The following is a 16563-nucleotide window of genomic DNA, read 5'->3' on the forward strand; positions in this document are numbered from 1 at the left end:
ACCGCTGGGAACTCTGCAACCTGGTCGGTCGTTGAACCCGATGACAGAACAAGCCGAACGGGCGGTCGTTGGCGATCAGCACGGCCATCCAGGGCAGGGGGATCGACGCCGCCACGATCGCCAGAGAAATCAGCCCGTTGTGCCAGGCGCCGTAGGCGAGCGCGGCCAGGATGAGCGCCGGAATCCGGAAAGCCATCAGGGTCAGGTATTTACGGACCCGCGCGCGATGCTGCTCCTCATAGGAGGGCTCGGCGGCCGTGATGAGTACCGGGCGGCTCTTGTTGCCGTCAAAGTCATCGAAGCTGCCGTCGAACCCCGAATCGGAGCCGTGCTTCATTCCTCCACTGTCCCACACCTGGACGATTCCGGCTCGGCCGGTTTCGGGGGCCTTCGCAGTGCGCCGGGCAGTGCAAGAATGTCAGGTATGCAGACCCAGACGATCGAACGCACCGAGACCGACGAACGCGTCGACGACGGGACCGACAGCGATACGCCCAAGTATTTTCACTACGTCAAGAAGGACAAGATCGCCGAGAGCGCGGTGATGGGCAACCACGTCGTGGCGTTGTGCGGCGAGGTGTTCCCCGTCACCAAGGCGGCCAAGCCGGGCTCGCCCGTCTGCCCGGAGTGCAAGCAGATTTACGAACGGCTCAAGAAGGGCTGATCACCCGGGCGGCTTCGCCGGCGCGGTATCGCGTTGTTGCGTTGCGGGATTCGCTATCGGGCTGGCCAGTGTCTCCACCGTCCGCTTCAGGGCGGGCGAACGGGAGAACAACCAAGTGCGCACCCGGTGGGCATGCGTGGTCGGCGCGGGGAATTCTTCCTGGACGGCGGCATTGAGTTCGGCGCCGAGCATGATCGCGAAGCCGCCGAAGAATGCGAACAGCAGGAATGCGATCGGGGTGGACAGCGCGCCGTAGGTGTAGCCGGTGCTGGTGATCCACGTCAAGTAGAACCGCAGTCCCAGCGTGGCGGTGACGAACACCGCGGTCGCCAGCATCGCGCCGAGGATCAGCCGGTGCGACGGCAGCGGTTCGGGCAGTGCGACCCGGTACAAGATCATCACGCCGAGTGTCAGGCCGATGATCAGCGCCGGGTAGTAGCCGTAGCGCAGCACATTGGACAGGCCGAGTGGGATGTGTTCTTCCACCTTGTGGGGGCCCACCACCACCAGTGGCGCTGACACCACCACGACCACCAGCATCACGACGTAGAGAAACAGCGCGAAGAAGCGCTGCCGCACCGGATGGCGCAGCGGAGTCTGATCATGCGCCTCGACCACGGAGTCGACGAACGCCGAGATTGCCGACGACCCCGCCCACAGCGAGATGATGAAACCCAGCGATACCACCTCGCCGCGGGCGTTGTTGGCGATGTCGCGGACGGTCGGCTCGATGATTTCGTTGACCACGCTGGGGGAGAACACGCTGTGTGCGGTCGAAATCAGTTGCCGCAGGATGTTGGGCAGCATGTCCGGCCCGAACAGCGGCGCCACGTAGGTCATGGTGCCCAGCATCCCCAGCAGCAACGGCGGTAGGGACAACGCCGACCAGAAACCGGCCTGAGCCGACTCGGAAAAGATTGAGTCGTCCCAGCTCTTGGAAAGCGCCCGCAAGGTGATTCGCCAGACGTGGTGGCGCGACGGTTTTGCGACCTGATCGCTCATACCCGTCCAGCATTACCGAAGATCGCGCCTACTGCCCACATTGGCGACGGGCGAGTTCGGGCGCGACCTAGCTCCCGCTGACCTCCAGCACGGCGTCCAGCGCGTTCAGCTTGGCCTCATGCTCATTGGCGTGGTGCTGGCAGAAGAGAAGCTCGAGGCCGGAAGGCAGCTTGGCGCGCACACGAGCCGCGGCACCGCAGCGGTCGCAGCGGTCGGCCCGTGTCAGTTCTGGACTCGTCAGAGTTGCATTCATGGCTTCTCCGTTCTCGTTTATTCACTTTCTCAGACGTATGGGGTTTTCGCCTTGTTCCCCGATCGTTATCGGGTGTGTCGTTTCTCACGACCTGGTCAGGTTTGGTTTAGGCGGTTCTCTAGGGTGACGCTTGTGACCTCCGACGCCGACATGCTGGTGCACCTGTGCGGGACCGAGCAGTGGGCGCAGGCCCGCCGCGGGGGCGGCGTCACCCTCGCCGACGGTGCCGCCTTCATCCATCTGTCGAGGCCCGATCAGGTCCACCTGCCGGCCAACCGGCTTTACCGCGGGCGGGAGGACTTGGTCCTGCTGCATATCGACCCGGCCCGGCTCGACGCACCGGTGCGCTGGGAGCCGGGAGTGCCAACCGATCCGGCGTCGATGTTGTTCCCCCACCTGTACGGCCCGCTGCCGGTGGCCGCTGTGATCCGGGTCACCGCCTACCCGCCGGGCGCCGACGGCGGCTTCCCGCCGATCGCCCCGGGCGTGACTCAGGACCCGCCGGGGCCCTCGACATAGGCGTCGGCCTCGATCTCCACCAGCAACTCGGGCGCGATCAGCGCCGAGACCTCCACCATGGTGGCCGCGGGACGTATCGCGCCGAACACCTGCTCGTGCACGGCTCCCACCTCGCGCCAGCGGGAGATGTCGGTGACGTAGATGCGGGTGCGCACCACGTCGGTGAGCGCCGCGCCCGCTTCCTGTAGCGCAATTTCTATGCGCCGCAAGGCATCTCGCGCCTGGGCTGTGATGTCCCCGGCGGGCCCGGCGCCCGTCGTTCCGGCCACCGACACGTGCGGACCCACCCGCACCGCGCGCGCGTAGCCGACTGCCGATTCGAAGGCGGATTCGGAACGGACCACTGTGCGAGATGCTGACATGCGCCTCACCGTACGACGAGGGTGCTGTCGGCGCAGCCGAATTTTCCCGCCGCAGCGGTCGTTTGGCCCGGCCCGAGTTCAGGCCCGAGTTCAGCGTGGAGCGAACAGCTTGCGCACCAACTGTTCTCGCGAACGGTCGATCCGAATTAGTCCAGGTAGTCGCGCAGTACCTGGGAGCGACTGGGGTGGCGCAGCTTCGACATCGTCTTGGACTCGATCTGGCGGATGCGCTCACGGGTCACCCCGTACACCTGCCCGATCTCGTCCAGGGTGCGGGGCTGACCGTCGGTGAGCCCGAAGCGCAGCCGCACCACGCCGGCCTCGCGCTCCGACAGCGTCTCGAGCACCGACTGCAACTGGTCTTGCAGCAGCGTGAACGACACCGCGTCTACGGCCACCACGGCTTCGCTGTCCTCGATGAAATCGCCCAGCTGGCTGTCGCCCTCGTCGCCGATGGTCTGGTCCAGCGAGATCGGCTCGCGCGCGTATTGCTGGATCTCGAGCACCTTTTCGGGCGTGATGTCCATTTCCTTGGCGAGCTCTTCGGGCGTGGGTTCGCGGCCCAGATCCTGCAGCAGCTCACGCTGGATGCGGCCCAGCTTGTTGATCACCTCGACCATGTGCACCGGGATGCGGATGGTGCGGGCCTGGTCGGCCATGGCCCGGGTGATGGCCTGACGGATCCACCACGTCGCGTACGTGGAGAACTTGTAGCCCTTGGTGTAGTCGAACTTCTCGACCGCGCGGATCAGGCCCAGGTTGCCTTCCTGGATGAGGTCGAGGAACGCCATCCCGCGGCCCGTGTAGCGCTTGGCCAGCGATACCACCAGTCGCAGGTTGGCCTCCAGCAGGTGGTTTTTCGCGCGGTCGCCGTCGCGGCAGATCCACTGCATGTCGCGGCGCTGGGCGGCGGGCAGTTTGTCGCCGCGCTCGGTCAGCTCGGTCATCAGCTGCGTGGCATAGAGGCCGGCCTCGATGCGCTTGGCCAGCTCGACCTCTTCCTCGGCGTTGAGCAGCGCGACCTTACCGATCTGCTTGAGGTACGCGCGAACCGAGTCGGCGGAGGCGGTGAGCTCGGCGTCCTTGCGGGCCTGACGCAACGCCTCGGATTCGTCTTCGTCCCACACGAAATCGCCGGAGGCTTTGTCCTTTTCGGTGGGCTCGGCGATCTCGTCGTCCTCTTCGGCGGCGGGCTCGACGGTCGCCGCGGGCGCAGCGGCCTCCGCCCCACTTCCCTCGGAGTCGCCGGATTCGTCGCCCTCGGGCGCTACGTCCTCCGCGAGGTCATCGAGGACGAGGTCGCTGTCGATTTCGATGTCTTCGCCGGGCTCGCCCTCGAGATCGGGTTCGTTGTCGAGATCCTCGACGGCACCGTCGGAATCGAGGGCATCGGGATCCGCGGTCCCGCCCTTGGCCGCTTTGGTGCCACGTCCCTTGGCCTCGGGCCCCTTGGAGCGGGTCTTCTTGGCGGGGTCGGCGGTTTCGGACTTGGTGGACCGCGACGCTGTCTTGGCGGCCCGTTTGGCGGGCGCGGAGCCGTTGGCGGCCTTGGCCGCCGGACGCTTGGCGGGGGACGACGGAGACTTCGTGGCGGTGCGTTTCACCGGCCCATCGGTTGCCGGGCTTGCTTTGGTCGCTGCCACTTACACCCCTTCGTTTGGGCTCACTCTCGGTGGGTAGTGGGCATGGTTAACCGAAAGTGTCTGCTATGTCGATGTCGGCGTTGGTATCAGCGTGAGTAGTCGCACGCTATCGGTTGGGCGTTCGCCGATGACCATTGTAACGACAGTGCGCGGTACTACAGCTCCGCCGGGCGAAATTCAGTGGGTCACGTCCGAGGTGGCGGCCATCGCCGCGCCGACGATCCCGGCGGTGTTGAGCAGGGCCGCGGCCACCACCGGGGTGCGATTCTCGAGCAGCGGCAGCCACTTGTCGGCCTTGCGGCTGATGCCGCCCCCGGCGATGAAAAGGTCCGGCCACATCGCGTTCTCGATGCTCACCAGCACCTCGGTCACGTGTTTGGTCCATTTTTCGTAGGACCAGCCCTTCTTCTCCTTCACCGAGGACGCCGCCCGTTCCTCGGCCTCCTTGCCGCCCACCTCCAGGTGCCCGAACTCGGTGTTGGGGATCAGCGTGCCGTTGTGGATGACCGCCGAGCCGATACCGGTGCCGAAGGTCAGCAGAATCACCAGGCCCGTTTGGTTTTTACCCGCCCCGTAATGCTCCTCGGCCAGCCCGGCGGCGTCGGCATCGTTGAGCACCGTGACGTCCTGACCGCCCAGCTCGGCGCTGATGATGTCGTGGGCGTTGGCGCCGATCCAGGACTTGTCCACGTTAGCCGCGGTCTGCGCCACACCGTGCGTGACGACCCCTGGATAGGTCACTCCGAGGGGCCCGGTCCATCCGAATTCGTTGACGACGGCGGCGATGGTCTTGGCGACCGCCGAGGGCGTCGCCGGTTGCGGTGTCAGCAGCTTGACCCGTTCGCCGATCAACAACCCGGTGTCCATGTCGACGATGCCGCCCTTGATGCCGCTGCCACCGACGTCGATGCCGAAGCCACGGCGCTGTGGCGTGCCGTCGGCCGCTGCGGTGCCGGGCGTGTCCGTGGTCGAGTCGGTGCTGGTCATCGAATCTCCTCGGCGTGACTAGGCTGTCCGCTCACCTTAACGCCGCGGCGCTGCGGCCTGTGGCGTCTGCGCGACGGTGGCGACTGTGATGCGATAGGGCGGTGATCCAATCCGATGACGAGCTCGTGCGGCTGCGCTCAGTGGCCGAAACCCTGGCCGCGGAGGCCGCCGCGTTCGTGCGGCGTCGGCGCGCCGAGGTGTTCGGTGCCGGCGCGGCCGGCGTGAGCGCCCCGGACAGCGGCGCGGTGCGCTCCAAGAGCACCCCGACCGACCCGGTGACGGTCGTCGACACCGAGACCGAGCGCCTGTTGCGGGACCGGTTGGCCGAATTACGGCCTGGGGACTCCATTCTCGGCGAGGAGGGCGGCGGGCCGACCGACCCGGCGGGCACGCCGGCCGGATCGGTCACCTGGGTGCTCGACCCCATCGACGGCACGGTGAATTTCGTTTACGGCGTCCCCGCCTACGCGGTGTCGGTCGGCGCGCAGGTCGACGGCGAGTCAGTGGCCGGGGCGGTCGCCGACGTCGTCGGCGACCGGGTGTACTCGGCGGCGACCGGCCTGGGCGCGCACGTCACCGACGGCCAAGGGGCCCAGCCGTTGCAGTGCACGGCGGTCGAGGACGTGTCGATGGCGTTGTTGGGCACCGGTTTCGGTTATTCACGGCAGCGCCGCGCGGCGCAGGCGGCGTTGTTGGCGCGCATGCTGCCGGTGGTGCGCGACGTTCGTCGCATCGGCTCGGCGGCGCTGGATCTGTGCATGGTCGCCTCGGGCCGGCTGGACGCCTACTACGAGCACGGCCTCAAGGTGTGGGACCGCGCCGCGGGCGCGCTGATCGCCGCCGAGGCGGGGGCCCGGGTGGTGCTGCCGGCCCCCGACGCCACCGGGGCCGGGTTGGTGCTGGCCGCCGCGCCCGGGATTGCCGACGAACTGCTGGCCGTCCTGGAGCGTTTCAACGGCCTCGATCCGATCCTGGACTGACCGCCTCAGCAGCTGCTGGCGTGAATCTTGGCCAGCAGGGTGGGATCTGATGGCTCGCTGGCGCCGGGGCGCAGGGTGGCGAGTACAGCGTCGATGTCGTCGTTGTGGGCCAAGGCGCTGAAGTCGGTTCCCAGCGCGAGGTCGACGGAGTCGTCGGCCCGGCTGTCGTTGAACAGTTCGGTGCACGGCGCCACCAGCCACACCGCCGCGGCGGTGGCCTGTCCGGCGGTGCCGAAACGGATTTGGCCTTGGCAGGCGAGCCGGGTGCCCGCGTAGAGCGGGTCGTTGGCGGCGGTGGGCTGCGCGAAGCCGAGGTCTTTCATCGCCCCGGCGACGTCGCCGGCCTGCCCGCCCCGGCCGCTGGCGTTGAGGACGCGGACTTTGGTGTCGGCGAGTTTGGCGGGTGCGACGTCCATCATGGCGCTGCGCGACACCTGCTCACCGAGCTGGGCCGGTGCCGAACCGGTCGACTCCGGTGGGAGGTTGCAGACCACCGCCTCGTGGACCTTGGCGGGCCGCGTCAACGCCACGGTCCAGACCACACCCGTGGCCACTGCGAGGAAAATCACCACGACGATCGCGGGCCGGGGATTGCGCCGCCGGAAGGGCCTACCGTGCTTGTCAAAGGCTGTACCCTCGGTGATTTGCGTGACCACAGCTGCACTCTAGTCGCACGGTAAACCCACTGTTCAGAAGCGAGCGCAAGGGTGAAAATGGTCGTGTGACGTAAATCACACCTTAATGGGCCGCGATACGGGCACGAATCATTTGGTGGATGCGTTCGACGCTGGTACAAAGCGATGCTTGAGTTTTACGCGGGCATACAGAGGCAATAGGGCAGGGGAAGAGATATGCCTACCGACTATGACGCTCCACGGCGCACCGAGACGGACGACGTTTCGGAGGATTCGCTGGAGGAGCTCAAAGCGCGCCGGAACGAGGCGGCTTCGGCCGTTGTCGATGTCGACGAATCTGAATCCGCTGAGAACTTTGAACTCCCGGGTGCGGACCTGTCCGGTGAAGAACTCTCGGTCCGCGTCGTCCCGAAGCAGGCTGACGAGTTCACCTGCTCGAGTTGCTTTCTGGTACAACACCGCAGTCGGCTGGCCAGCGAGAAGAACGGCGTGATGATCTGTACCGACTGTGCGGCCTGAGAGCTGCGCTCAGCTTGTCAGGGCCGACAGCACCCGCTCCGGATGACGGCAACTCACCAGCCAGTACGGCGTCGGGTCGTCCGGGTCGTTTAAGACGACCAGGATCATCGACGCCACCCACGCCCTGTGCAGGACGTAGGCCGCCGGGTCGAGTTGGCGTCCCAAGGCGGCGGACTTGGCCGAGGGAGCTATCAGCGCGGAGCGGGCGATCGCGGTGACCGGCAGGTGCGCGGGACCCGCCCACAACTCCACTTCCCCCGGCACGGACGGGTTGGCGGTGACCCGGATCTCGATGCGGCCCAGCCACAACAGCGCCGCGGCCGCCGCGGCGAACAACGTCGCGTACGGCCACCACGCGGACTGGCGGGTGACGCCCATGTTGAACTCGAACGCGATGATGCCGGCGAGCGCGAAGGCCGGCGGCCACCACCACCACGGAACCCACAATCGTTCGCGATACCGCACGTTGTGCGGCGCGACGCGCGTATCGGACACGCAGTCAAGGGTAGTCTGTGGCCCCGTGTCGACCAGTCTGGCCATCGTCCGCCTTGACCCCGAGCTTCCGATGCCCTCCCGCGCCCACGAAGGCGACGCCGGGATCGATCTCTACAGCGCCGAAGACGTCAAACTCGAGCCCGGACGGCGCGCCCTGGTGCGTACGGGCGTGGCGGTCGCCATCCCGTTCGGAATGGTCGGCCTGGTGCATCCTCGGTCGGGATTGGCTGCGCGCGTTGGGCTTTCGATTGTCAACAGTCCGGGTACCATCGACGCGGGCTACCGCGGCGAGATCAAGGTCGCGCTGATCAACCTCGATCCGGCCGAACCGATCGTGGTGCACCGCGGCGACCGCATCGCGCAGTTGTTGGTGCAGCGAGTCGAGTTGGTGGAGCTGGTCGAGGTGTCGTCGTTCGATGAGGCCGGGCTGGCCGACACGTCCCGCGGCGACGGCGGTCACGGTTCGTCCGGCGGACATGCGAGTTTGTGAGGTGCCGGCGACGATGCAGGGCGAAGCGATGAGGAGAGGCGGCGCTGATGGCTGCATTCGGTAAACGCTCACGCAAGGACGACGGCGCGCCCGGCGCGGACGCGCAAGCGGCCGACGAGGTCGCGGTCCACGGCGCCGACGATCAGGCGCCCGCAGAGCTCGAGGGCCCGTTCGACATCGAGGACTTCGATGACCCCGCCGTGGCCGAGCTGGCCCGGCTCGACCTGGGCTCGGTGCTGATCCCCATGCCCGAGGCCGGTCAGCTGCAGGTGGAACTGACCGAAACCGGTGTCCCCAGCGCGGTCTGGGTCGTCACGCCCAATGGTCGTTTCACCATCGCCGCGTATGCGGCGCCCAAGACGGGCGGGCTGTGGCGCGAAGTGGCCGGCGAGCTCGCCGAATCGCTGCGCAACGACTCGGCCCAGGTCAGCATCAAGGACGGGCCGTGGGGGCGGGAAGTGGTCGGCACCGCCACCGGCGTGGTGCGCTTCATCGGCGTCGACGGATACCGCTGGATGATCCGCTGCGTCATCAACGGCGCCCACGAGACGATGGAAGCGCTCGAGCTGGAGGCGCGAGCGGCGTTGGCGGACACCGTGGTTCGGCGCGGGGACACGCCCCTTCCGGTGCGCACCCCGCTGGTCGTGCAGCTGCCCGAGCCGATGGCGCAGCAGCTGCGCGAAGCCGCCGCGGCGCAGCAAGCCTCACCACAGGGGGATGCGCCGCAGACCGAGGAGCAACAGGCCCCTGCCGACGAGCCGGCCGCGCGCCGCAGCGCCGACGGGTCGGCCATGCAGCAGCTGCGCACCACCACCGGCGGCTGACACCCCGGCGGGCCGGCTAGCTCAGCTCGGCCAGCGCCTGCAGGCAGGCCGCCCCCAGGGCGGTGGGATCCGCCCCGATCTGATCGAGCGTCACCGTCCGCAGCGCTGCGCGCGGCGCGGCGGCGACCCAGGCGACACCGGCCTGCAACGGATGGATCGGGTCGTCGACCGCGGCCGCCACCGCCAGCGGCGCGGTCAAAGCGGTCAGCTCGCCGCAGCTCGGCGCGACGTAGGCGGCCGCTTCGTCCATGGCGTCGGGCAGGTGCGGCCACTGCGCGCGCCACGAGCGGGCCAGCTCGTCGGCCAGCCACGGCGGGCTGGACGCCCGCATCTGCGTGGTCGTCGCCGCCAGGCCGTCGGCACGCAACTGGGACGCCGAATACCGCGCCGCGAGGGCCGCCGGCGCCTCACCGGGCGCCCCCGCCCACGCCGGTAGCGCGGCCAGGACCGCGACGGTCCGGTCCGGGTGGGCCAGGGCCCAGGCCGCCGCCACCGCCGCGCCGATCGACACGCCGCCGACCGCGATCGGCCCGCCACGTGCGGCGGCGTCCAGCGCCGCCAGGTAGCCGTCGATCAGCCGGTCGGGCCGCGGCGGCGGGGTCACCAGCACCGCGCCGACCTCGGCTATCGGGCGGGAAAACGCCCGGTGAACGTAGTCGTCATCGGAGCCGGTTCCGGGCAACAACACCGTCGTGACACCGCTCAGATCGACCACCACCCCTCGATACTGCACGGCGTTGACCTGCGGTCCAACATCGCGTTTGAGTCGGTTGGCGCTGGGGAACCAACAGGTCTACGGTGTCCGTTGGCATAAAGGGAAGCGTCGAGGATTATCAGCACTGTCAGGAGTGGCCATGGGGGCCCAAGGGTATCTGCGCCGGCTGACCCGTCGGTTGACGGAAGATCCGGAGCAGCGCGACTCTGAGGAACTGTCCGACGAAGTCGCAAGCACCGGCGCGCAACGGGCTATCGATTGCGAGCGTGGCCAGGAAGTCACGATGGTCGGCACGCTGCGCAGCGTGGAGTGCAACGGCAGGGCCTGCGCCGGCGGGGTGCGCGCCGAATTGTTCGACGGCAGCGACACCGTCACGCTCGTGTGGCTGGGCCAGCGCCGCATCCCCGGCATCGACTCGGGCCGCACCCTGCGGGTGCGGGGTCGCCTCGGCAAGCTCGAGAACGGAACCAAGGCGATTTACAACCCGCACTACGAAATTCAGCGGTGACCGTCCCAGAAGACTTGGGTGGGGCAACCCGAGAGCCGGGCTCATCGGAACAAGCCACTAGCCGCATCAGCCCCGAGCGCCTGCTCGCGCAGGCGGGCGGGGTCAGTGGTGTCATCTACTCGTCGCTTCCGGTAGTCGTCTTCGTGGTCGCCTCGAGCGTGTCGGGACTCGTTCCGGCGATCGCGGCGGCGTTGGGGGTGGCCGGTCTGGTCTTGCTCTGGCGGCTGATTCGGCGGGATTCCCCGCAACCGGCGTTCTCCGGGTTCTTCGGTGTGGCGCTGTGCGCGCTGATCGCCTACGTGCTGGGGGAGTCCAAGGGCTACTTCCTGCTGGGCATCTGGATGTCGTTGGTCTGGGCGGTGGTGGTCGCGGCGTCGGTGCTGATCCGACGGCCCCTGGTGGGCTACGCGTGGAGCTGGGCCACCGGGCGCGGCGACGGCTGGCGCAGCGTTCCCCGCGCCGTCTTGGCGTTCGACGTCGCCTCGCTGGGCTGGGCGCTGGTGTTCGCCGCCCGCTTCGTGGTCCAGGGGCTGCTCTACAACGCCGACCGGACGGGGTGGCTGGCGGCGGCGCGGATCGGGATGGGTTGGCCGCTGACCGTGCTGGCAGCGCTGGCAACCTACGCGGCGATCAAGTCGGCGCAACGGTCCATCGTCGGGGTCGAGATGCAATCCCGCACCGTGGGCGACTAGCCCAAGGGTGGCGACCCGCTGCGCCCGGTTACACCGCGCTTGCGATCGCCACTAGCCCAACAGCAGCTTCTGCAGCTCCTCTTCCGCCTCGGCGACCACGACGAACAGCAGCTCGTCGCCGCCTTCGAGCGGCTCGTCCTCCTCGGGCACGATCACCCGCGGGCCGCGCAGGATCGTCACCAGCGAGGTGTCGCGCGGCAGCGCCAGTTTGCGCACCGGCTTGCCGCCCCAGGGTGTGTCGTCGGGCAGGGTGATCTCGACGAGGTTGGCCTGCCCCTTGCGGAACTCCATGAGTCGCACCAGATCGCCGACGGCGACGGCCTCTTCGATGAGAGACGCCAGCATGCGTGGCGTCGACACCGCGACGTCGACGCCCCAGGCGTCGGTGAACAGCCACTCGTTGCGTGGATCGTTGACCCGCGCCACCACCCGCGGCACCGCGAATTCGGTTTTGGCCAAGAGGCTTAGCACGACGTTGGCCTTGTCATCGCCGGTCGCGGCCACCACCACGTCGAACTCCTGCATGTGCACCGATTCCAGCAGGCTCAACTCGCACGCGTCGCCCAGGCGCCAGTGCGCGGCCGGGATGGCGTCGACGTCGACATGGTCGGGGTTGCGCTCGATCAGCGTCACATCGTGGCCGTTGCCGAGGAGCTCCCGCGTGACCGAACGACCGACCGCGCCGGCGCCGGCAACCGCTACTTTCATCTGCGCCGCCTCCTCAAAAACCGGTCCGTCGACTTCATCACAGGTCTTCGCTCGGGGGTAGCGCGGCGATGGCGACCGCCTCGGCGGCGCGGCCGGATATCGCCGCGACGTAGACCTGGTCGCCGGCCTGGATCACCGACTTCGGTTCGGGCAACACGCCGGCCCCGAATCGGATCAGGAACGCGACCCGCGCGCCGGTGGCCTGCTCGAGATCGGTGACCCGGTGGCCGATCCAATCTTCGTGCAGGACGACCTCGGAGACGGCGACCGTGCCGGTCGGATCGCGCCACTTGGCCGTCTCGGTCTCCCGCAGCAGCGCATTGAGCAGGCGGTCCGTGGTCCAGGGCACGGTCGCGATGGTGGGAATGCCCAGGCGCTCGTAGACCTCGGCGCGCTTGGCGTCATAGATACGGGCCACGACTCGTTTGACGCCGAACGTCTCGCGGGCCAGTCGCGCCGAGATGATGTTGGAGTTGTCGCCGGACGACACGGCGGCGAACGCGTCCGCCTCGTCGATACCGGCCCTCAGCAGTACATCTCGGTCGAATCCCTGTCCCAGGACCCGCTCGCCGGCGTATTCGGGGCTGAGCCGATTGAAGGCGGTGCTGTCGCGGTCGATGACGGCCACGTCGTGACCGATGCGGGAGAGCCCGTCGGCGACCGAGGAGCCGACGCGGCCGCAGCCCATCACTACTACTCGCACTTGTGGTCCTCTCGGCCGCGGTTTGCCCGTTGGTCGGCAACGCACGTCGGCAAGCCGTTTCGGTCGGCGAACATTCTCGTCCACGAACGCTACCGTCAAACCCGTCTGGGCTTACTCTTGGCTCTCGTGTCCAAACTTTCAACCGCCACTCGTCGGTTGCTTATCGGCCGGCCGTTTCGCAGCGACCGGTTGAGCCACACGCTGCTGCCCAAGCGGATCGCCTTGCCGGTGTTCGCCTCCGACGCGTTGTCGTCGGTGGCGTATGCGCCCGAGGAGGTCTTCCTCATGCTGTCGGTGGCGGGGTTGTCGGCGTACGCGCTGACGCCGTGGATCGGGCTCGCGGTGGCGGCTGTCATGTTGGTGGTGGTGGCCAGCTACCGGCAGAACGTCCACGCCTACCCGTCCGGCGGCGGTGACTACGAGGTGGTCACCACCAACCTCGGTGAGACGGCGGGCCTCGTCGTGGCCAGCGCCCTGATGGTGGATTACGTTCTGACCGTGGCTGTTTCGACGGCGTCGGCGATGGCGAACATCGGATCGGCGATCCCGATCGTGGCGGAAAATAAAGTGATCTTCTGCGTGGCCTCCATTTTGCTGGTGATGGCGTTGAACCTGCGTGGGGTGCGCGAATCCGGGGTGGCGTTCGCCATCCCGACCTATGCGTTCATCATCGGTGTCCTCGTCATGATCGGCTGGGGTCTGTTCCGGATCTTCGTGCTGGGTGATCCGTTGCGGGCGGAGTCCGCCGGTTTCCAGATGCACGCTGCGCACGGCCAGGTCGTCGGTTTCGCCCTGGCGTTCTTGGTGGCGCGGTCGTTTTCCTCGGGCTGCGCGGCGCTCACGGGTGTCGAGGCGATCAGCAACGGGGTGCCGGCGTTTCAGAAACCCAAGTCGCGCAACGCGGCGACGACCCTGCTGATGCTGGGCGCCATCGCGGTCACCCTGCTGATGGGCATCATCGTGCTGGCCCAGAAGATCGGGGTCCAGCTCGTCGAGGATCCCGCGACGCAACTGAGCGGGACACCGAAGGGCTACTACCAGAAGACCCTGGTCGCCCAACTCGCGCAGGCCGTGTTCGGCAGCTTTCACCTCGGCTTCCTGCTGATCGCCACCGTAACCGCACTCATCCTGGTGCTGGCGGCCAACACCGCGTTCAACGGCTTCCCGGTGCTGGGTTCGATCCTGGCCCAGCACAGCTACCTGCCGCGCCAATTGCACACCCGCGGAGACCGGTTGGCGTTCTCCAACGGAATCGTGTTCCTGTCCGGGGTGGCTGTGCTGGCGATCGTGGCGTTCCGCGGCGAGGTCACCGCGTTGATTCAGCTGTACATCGTCGGCGTGTTCATTTCGTTCACACTGAGCCAGATCGGCATGGTGCGGCACTGGACCCGGTTGCTGCGCAGCGAGACCGATCCGGGGGCGCGGCGCAAGATGATGCGCTCCCGGGTGGTCAACACGGTCGGATTGCTTTCCACCGGTACGGTTTTCTTGGTGGTGCTGGTCACCAAGTTCGTCGCCGGGGCGTGGATCGCCCTGTTCGCGATGAGCTTGCTATTCGGAGTGATGAAGATGATTCACCGGCACTACAACACCGTGAACCGCGAACTGGCGAAGCAGGCCGCGGACGAGGAGGACGGGGTGTTGCCCAGCCGCAATCACGCCGTGGTGCTGGTGTCCAAGCTGCACCTGCCGACGATGCGTGCGCTGGCCTACGCCAGGGCCACCCGCCCCGATGTCCTCGAGGCGGTGACGGTCAGCGTCGACGACGCGGAAACCCGCGAGCTGGTGCAAAAGTGGGAGGAAAGCGATATCAGTGTCCCGCTGAAGGTCATCGCATCGCCGTATCGCGAGATCACCCGTCCCGTACTGGAATACGTCAAGCGGGCCAGGGAAGAGTCTCCGCGCACCGTGGTCACCGTGTTCATCCCGGAGTATGTGGTGGGGCACTGGTGGGAGCAGGTGCTGCACAACCAGAGTGCGCTGCGCCTCAAGGGCCGGCTGCTGTTCATGCCGGGTGTCATGGTGACTTCGGTTCCGTGGCAATTGAGTTCGTCGGAACGGCGCAAGACGTTGCAGCCGCATGTGGCGCCGGGCGACGCTCGTCGGGGAATCTTCGATTGACCCGCGAATCGACCCGCGCACCGCGCGGGGTTCCGCCGCCGGTAGGCGAGCTGACGTTGACCACCGGCGCCCCGGCCAACGGCGGCAGTTGCGTGGCGCACCACGAAGGCCGGGTGGTGTTCGTCCGGTACGCGCTGCCCGGTGAGCGGGTGCGTGTCCGGGTGACCGCGGACCGCGGATCGTATTGGCACGCAGAGGTTATCGATGTCATCGAGCCGGCGGTCGGTCGTACGTCCTCGCTGTGCCCGATCGCCGGGGTCGACGGTGCCGGCTGTTGCGACCTGGCGTTCGCCGTCCCCGAGGTGGCCCGCACGCTCAAGGCCGAGGTGGTGGCCAATCAGCTGGAGCGCCTCGGCGGGCATCGCTGGAGCGGCGAGGCCGAACCACTGCCGTCGGGGCCGACAGGCTGGCGCACCCGCGTTCGCCTCGATGTGGGCGCCGACCGCCGCCCGGGCTTTCACCGTTACCACAGCGACGATTTGGTGACCGACCTGCGCTGTGCGCAGCTGCTCGACGGCATGCTCGACGGCATCGCGGAAACCGAGTGGCCCGCGGCCGCCCAGCTGCACGTGGCCGTCGACGATGACGGCGCGCGCCATGTGGTGCGCACGTTGCGGCAGGGCAGACGCACCGCGACCAAGGTGATCCAGGGCCGCTACGAGGCGGTGCAGCGGGTAGCGGGGCGCAGCTGGCAGGTGCCGGTGACCGCCTTTTGGCAGGCGCACCGCGACGCCGCGGCGACGTACAGCGCTCTGGTGGCCGACTGGGCGCAGGCCGGCTCCGGCATGAGTGCCTGGGATCTCTACGGTGGCGCAGGCGTTTTCGCCGCTGTGCTCGGCGAGGCCGTGGGGGCCTCCGGGCGGGTGCTGAGCGTGGACACCTCGCGCACGTCCACACGGGCCGCGCGGGTGGCGCTGGCCGATCTGGGCCAGGTGCAGGTGGTCACCGACTCGGTGCGCCGCGCGCTGGCGGCGCAGCGGGGGCGTGCCGACGTGGCGGTGCTGGATCCGCCGCGGGCGGGCGCCGGGCGCGAGATCATCGACCTGCTGGGTTCCGCCGGTGTTCCTCGTGTGGTGCACATCGGTTGTGAGGCAGCATCTTTCGCCCGCGATATCGGGATCTATCTTGGTCACGGCTATACCGTCGAGAAAATCAAGGTGTTCGACGCGTTTCCGCTGACCCATCATGTCGAATGCGTCGCGCTGCTGACCCTGCCCTCCTAGCCGGGTGACTGCTGCTGCCAGCGTTCGAGCATGGCCGGAATCTCCTCGAGCATGAAGGCGTAAAAGTCGCGCATCCGCGTAAGTCGTTGCCCGGCAACGCTGTCCGACCCGGCCGCCGCAATGCCGGCCTCGGCCGCCGTCTGCATGGCCGATATCACGACGTTCTGGTTGGTGAACAGCGTCGCCCACGCGTCGTCGCGCAGCCGGTAGTGATCGCGTCTGCTGCCGGGGGCCGGCGCCCGCTCGGCCAGACCCACGGAGGTGAGCATTTTGAGTGCGCCCGAGATCGCACCCGAACTGGCCTGCAGCTGTTCGGCCAGCTCGCCCATGGTCATGGTGGGTTGCTCCGTGAACAGCAGCGTGGCCAGCACCCGGGCCGTCATCCGTTGCAGCCCGTGATTGACGAGTACGAGCGCGAGCTGTTCGGCCGCGTCACGTTGATCCGCGCGTTCGGACACGCGCACCTCCTTAATCGACTTCGAAGAATAGCAGGATGTCTATAAATTCCGAATCTTCAAAA

At 67.8% G+C, this 16563-nt stretch carries 22 protein-coding genes; 10 read left to right on the plus strand and 12 right to left on the minus strand.

Features of this window, described 5'->3' with window-relative positions; all coding sequences use genetic code 11:
• Nucleotides 1-337: DUF3099 domain-containing protein (locus A5775_RS17340; protein WP_067255067.1), on the minus strand; the 337-nt coding region annotated here is incomplete at its 3' end.
• 87 nt (nucleotides 338-424) lie between these two features.
• On the opposite strand from A5775_RS17340, the gene A5775_RS17345 reads away from it, so the two are divergent.
• Nucleotides 425-664: a DUF3039 domain-containing protein gene (locus A5775_RS17345; protein ID WP_067255070.1), complete on the plus strand. Its 240-nt coding sequence runs from the start codon at nucleotides 425-427 to the stop codon at nucleotides 662-664.
• Here the strand turns inward: A5775_RS17345 and A5775_RS17350 are convergent, their stop codons facing one another.
• Both A5775_RS17350 and A5775_RS17355 read right to left on the minus strand, forming a co-directional pair.
• Nucleotides 665-1666, minus strand: coding sequence for a YihY/virulence factor BrkB family protein (locus A5775_RS17350; protein WP_067255073.1), 1002 nt, complete (start codon nucleotides 1664-1666; stop codon nucleotides 665-667). It lies immediately after the preceding gene.
• Between the two features lie 67 nt (nucleotides 1667-1733).
• On the minus strand, nucleotides 1734-1919 hold the full coding sequence (locus A5775_RS17355) for a hypothetical protein (RefSeq protein ID WP_067255076.1): 186 nt from the start codon (nucleotides 1917-1919) through the stop codon (nucleotides 1734-1736).
• Between the two features lie 150 nt (nucleotides 1920-2069).
• Between A5775_RS17355 and A5775_RS17360 the strand changes: the two genes are divergently transcribed.
• Nucleotides 2070-2438 carry a DUF952 domain-containing protein gene (locus tag A5775_RS17360; protein ID WP_197512683.1) on the plus strand — a complete coding sequence of 123 codons (369 nt, stop codon included), beginning with the start codon at nucleotides 2070-2072 and terminating at the stop codon, nucleotides 2436-2438.
• Here A5775_RS17360 and A5775_RS17365 read toward each other — a convergent pair.
• The 3 genes from A5775_RS17365 to ppgK form a co-directional block, all read right to left on the minus strand.
• Nucleotides 2411-2800, minus strand: coding sequence for a RidA family protein (locus tag A5775_RS17365; protein WP_067255081.1), 390 nt, complete (start codon nucleotides 2798-2800; stop codon nucleotides 2411-2413). The genes A5775_RS17360 and A5775_RS17365 overlap by 28 nt on opposite strands.
• A gap of 146 nt (nucleotides 2801-2946) precedes the next feature.
• Nucleotides 2947-4443, minus strand: a complete 1497-nt coding sequence (locus A5775_RS17370; RefSeq protein ID WP_156660748.1) for an RNA polymerase sigma factor — start codon at nucleotides 4441-4443, stop codon at nucleotides 2947-2949.
• 177 nt (nucleotides 4444-4620) lie between these two features.
• Entirely contained in the window at nucleotides 4621-5430 is an 810-nt protein-coding gene (gene ppgK, locus A5775_RS17375; protein WP_067255086.1) for a polyphosphate--glucose phosphotransferase, read from the minus strand.
• Between the two features lie 101 nt (nucleotides 5431-5531).
• Here ppgK and A5775_RS17380 point away from each other — a divergent pair, with 101 nt between their 5' ends.
• Nucleotides 5532-6410: an inositol monophosphatase family protein gene (locus A5775_RS17380; RefSeq protein ID WP_067255089.1), complete on the plus strand. Its 879-nt coding sequence runs from the start codon at nucleotides 5532-5534 to the stop codon at nucleotides 6408-6410.
• Between the two features lie 5 nt (nucleotides 6411-6415).
• Here the strand turns inward: A5775_RS17380 and cei are convergent, their stop codons facing one another.
• Nucleotides 6416-7066, minus strand: coding sequence for an envelope integrity protein Cei (cei, locus tag A5775_RS17385; protein WP_067255092.1), 651 nt, complete (start codon nucleotides 7064-7066; stop codon nucleotides 6416-6418).
• Nucleotides 7067-7261: 195 nt separating this feature from the next.
• Here cei and A5775_RS17390 point away from each other — a divergent pair, with 195 nt between their 5' ends.
• Complete coding sequence (locus tag A5775_RS17390) at nucleotides 7262-7564, plus strand: DUF4193 domain-containing protein (protein ID WP_008258544.1); 303 nt, start codon at nucleotides 7262-7264, stop codon at nucleotides 7562-7564.
• Between the two features lie 9 nt (nucleotides 7565-7573).
• On the opposite strand, the gene A5775_RS17395 is transcribed toward A5775_RS17390, so the two are convergent.
• Nucleotides 7574-8059 (minus strand): DUF3093 domain-containing protein, encoded by a 486-nt coding sequence (locus A5775_RS17395; RefSeq protein ID WP_067255096.1) that lies wholly within the window; start codon nucleotides 8057-8059, stop codon nucleotides 7574-7576.
• A 25-nt stretch (nucleotides 8060-8084) separates the two neighbouring features.
• Here A5775_RS17395 and dut point away from each other — a divergent pair, with 25 nt between their 5' ends.
• Nucleotides 8085-8549: a dUTP diphosphatase gene (gene dut, locus A5775_RS17400; protein WP_067255098.1), complete on the plus strand. Its 465-nt coding sequence runs from the start codon at nucleotides 8085-8087 to the stop codon at nucleotides 8547-8549.
• Nucleotides 8550-8596: 47 nt separating this feature from the next.
• Nucleotides 8597-9373, plus strand: a complete 777-nt coding sequence (locus A5775_RS17405; RefSeq protein WP_067255101.1) for a DUF3710 domain-containing protein — start codon at nucleotides 8597-8599, stop codon at nucleotides 9371-9373.
• Between the two features lie 16 nt (nucleotides 9374-9389).
• Here the strand turns inward: A5775_RS17405 and A5775_RS17410 are convergent, their stop codons facing one another.
• Nucleotides 9390-10091: a hypothetical protein gene (locus A5775_RS17410; RefSeq protein ID WP_067255103.1), complete on the minus strand. Its 702-nt coding sequence runs from the start codon at nucleotides 10089-10091 to the stop codon at nucleotides 9390-9392.
• A 136-nt stretch (nucleotides 10092-10227) separates the two neighbouring features.
• Here A5775_RS17410 and A5775_RS17415 point away from each other — a divergent pair, with 136 nt between their 5' ends.
• Both A5775_RS17415 and A5775_RS17420 read left to right on the plus strand, forming a co-directional pair.
• Nucleotides 10228-10596, plus strand: coding sequence for an OB-fold nucleic acid binding domain-containing protein (locus A5775_RS17415; protein ID WP_003875251.1), 369 nt, complete (start codon nucleotides 10228-10230; stop codon nucleotides 10594-10596).
• 14 nt (nucleotides 10597-10610) lie between these two features.
• Complete coding sequence (locus tag A5775_RS17420; protein ID WP_197512685.1) at nucleotides 10611-11288, plus strand: DUF3159 domain-containing protein; 678 nt, start codon at nucleotides 10611-10613, stop codon at nucleotides 11286-11288.
• A 51-nt stretch (nucleotides 11289-11339) separates the two neighbouring features.
• Here the strand turns inward: A5775_RS17420 and A5775_RS17425 are convergent, their stop codons facing one another.
• Entirely contained in the window at nucleotides 11340-11996 is a 657-nt protein-coding gene (locus tag A5775_RS17425) for a TrkA family potassium uptake protein (RefSeq protein WP_067255108.1), read from the minus strand.
• A 37-nt stretch (nucleotides 11997-12033) separates the two neighbouring features.
• Nucleotides 12034-12699, minus strand: coding sequence for a TrkA family potassium uptake protein (locus A5775_RS17430; protein ID WP_197512681.1), 666 nt, complete (start codon nucleotides 12697-12699; stop codon nucleotides 12034-12036).
• A 126-nt stretch (nucleotides 12700-12825) separates the two neighbouring features.
• On the opposite strand from A5775_RS17430, the gene A5775_RS17435 reads away from it, so the two are divergent.
• Together A5775_RS17435 and A5775_RS17440 are read left to right on the plus strand one after the other, a co-directional pair.
• Nucleotides 12826-14820 carry an APC family permease gene (locus A5775_RS17435; protein ID WP_067255193.1) on the plus strand — a complete coding sequence of 665 codons (1995 nt, stop codon included), beginning with the start codon at nucleotides 12826-12828 and terminating at the stop codon, nucleotides 14818-14820.
• A 50-nt stretch (nucleotides 14821-14870) separates the two neighbouring features.
• A complete protein-coding gene (locus tag A5775_RS17440; RefSeq protein ID WP_156660752.1) occupies nucleotides 14871-16043 on the plus strand; it encodes a class I SAM-dependent RNA methyltransferase in 1173 nt (390 codons plus the stop codon).
• Here the strand turns inward: A5775_RS17440 and A5775_RS17445 are convergent.
• Nucleotides 16040-16501, minus strand: a complete 462-nt coding sequence (locus tag A5775_RS17445; RefSeq protein WP_067255195.1) for a GbsR/MarR family transcriptional regulator — start codon at nucleotides 16499-16501, stop codon at nucleotides 16040-16042. The two genes, A5775_RS17440 and A5775_RS17445, sit on opposite strands and share 4 nt — an antisense overlap.
• Nucleotides 16502-16563 lie beyond the last annotated feature (62 nt).

Source organism: Mycobacterium sp. 852002-10029_SCH5224772, assembly GCF_001667315.1.
In the GTDB taxonomy this organism is placed as follows: Bacteria; Actinomycetota; Actinomycetes; order Mycobacteriales; family Mycobacteriaceae; genus Mycobacterium.

What these genes read in the sequence shown, in the direction of transcription:
- A5775_RS17345 (WP_067255070.1), top strand. Translation starts at nt 425, where the DNA reads ATGCAGACCCAGACGATCGAACGCACCGAGACCGACGAACGCGTCGAC.
- A5775_RS17350 (WP_067255073.1), bottom strand. Translation starts at nt 1,666, where the DNA reads ATGAGCGATCAGGTCGCAAAACCGTCGCGCCACCACGTCTGGCGAATC.
- A5775_RS17355 (WP_067255076.1), bottom strand. Translation starts at nt 1,919, where the DNA reads ATGAATGCAACTCTGACGAGTCCAGAACTGACACGGGCCGACCGCTGC.
- A5775_RS17360 (WP_197512683.1), top strand. Translation starts at nt 2,070, where the DNA reads ATGCTGGTGCACCTGTGCGGGACCGAGCAGTGGGCGCAGGCCCGCCGC.
- A5775_RS17365 (WP_067255081.1), bottom strand. Translation starts at nt 2,800, where the DNA reads ATGTCAGCATCTCGCACAGTGGTCCGTTCCGAATCCGCCTTCGAATCG.
- ppgK (WP_067255086.1), bottom strand. Translation starts at nt 5,430, where the DNA reads ATGACCAGCACCGACTCGACCACGGACACGCCCGGCACCGCAGCGGCC.
- A5775_RS17390 (WP_008258544.1), top strand. Translation starts at nt 7,262, where the DNA reads ATGCCTACCGACTATGACGCTCCACGGCGCACCGAGACGGACGACGTT.
- A5775_RS17405 (WP_067255101.1), top strand. Translation starts at nt 8,597, where the DNA reads ATGGCTGCATTCGGTAAACGCTCACGCAAGGACGACGGCGCGCCCGGC.
- A5775_RS17415 (WP_003875251.1), top strand. Translation starts at nt 10,228, where the DNA reads ATGGGGGCCCAAGGGTATCTGCGCCGGCTGACCCGTCGGTTGACGGAA.
- A5775_RS17425 (WP_067255108.1), bottom strand. Translation starts at nt 11,996, where the DNA reads ATGAAAGTAGCGGTTGCCGGCGCCGGCGCGGTCGGTCGTTCGGTCACG.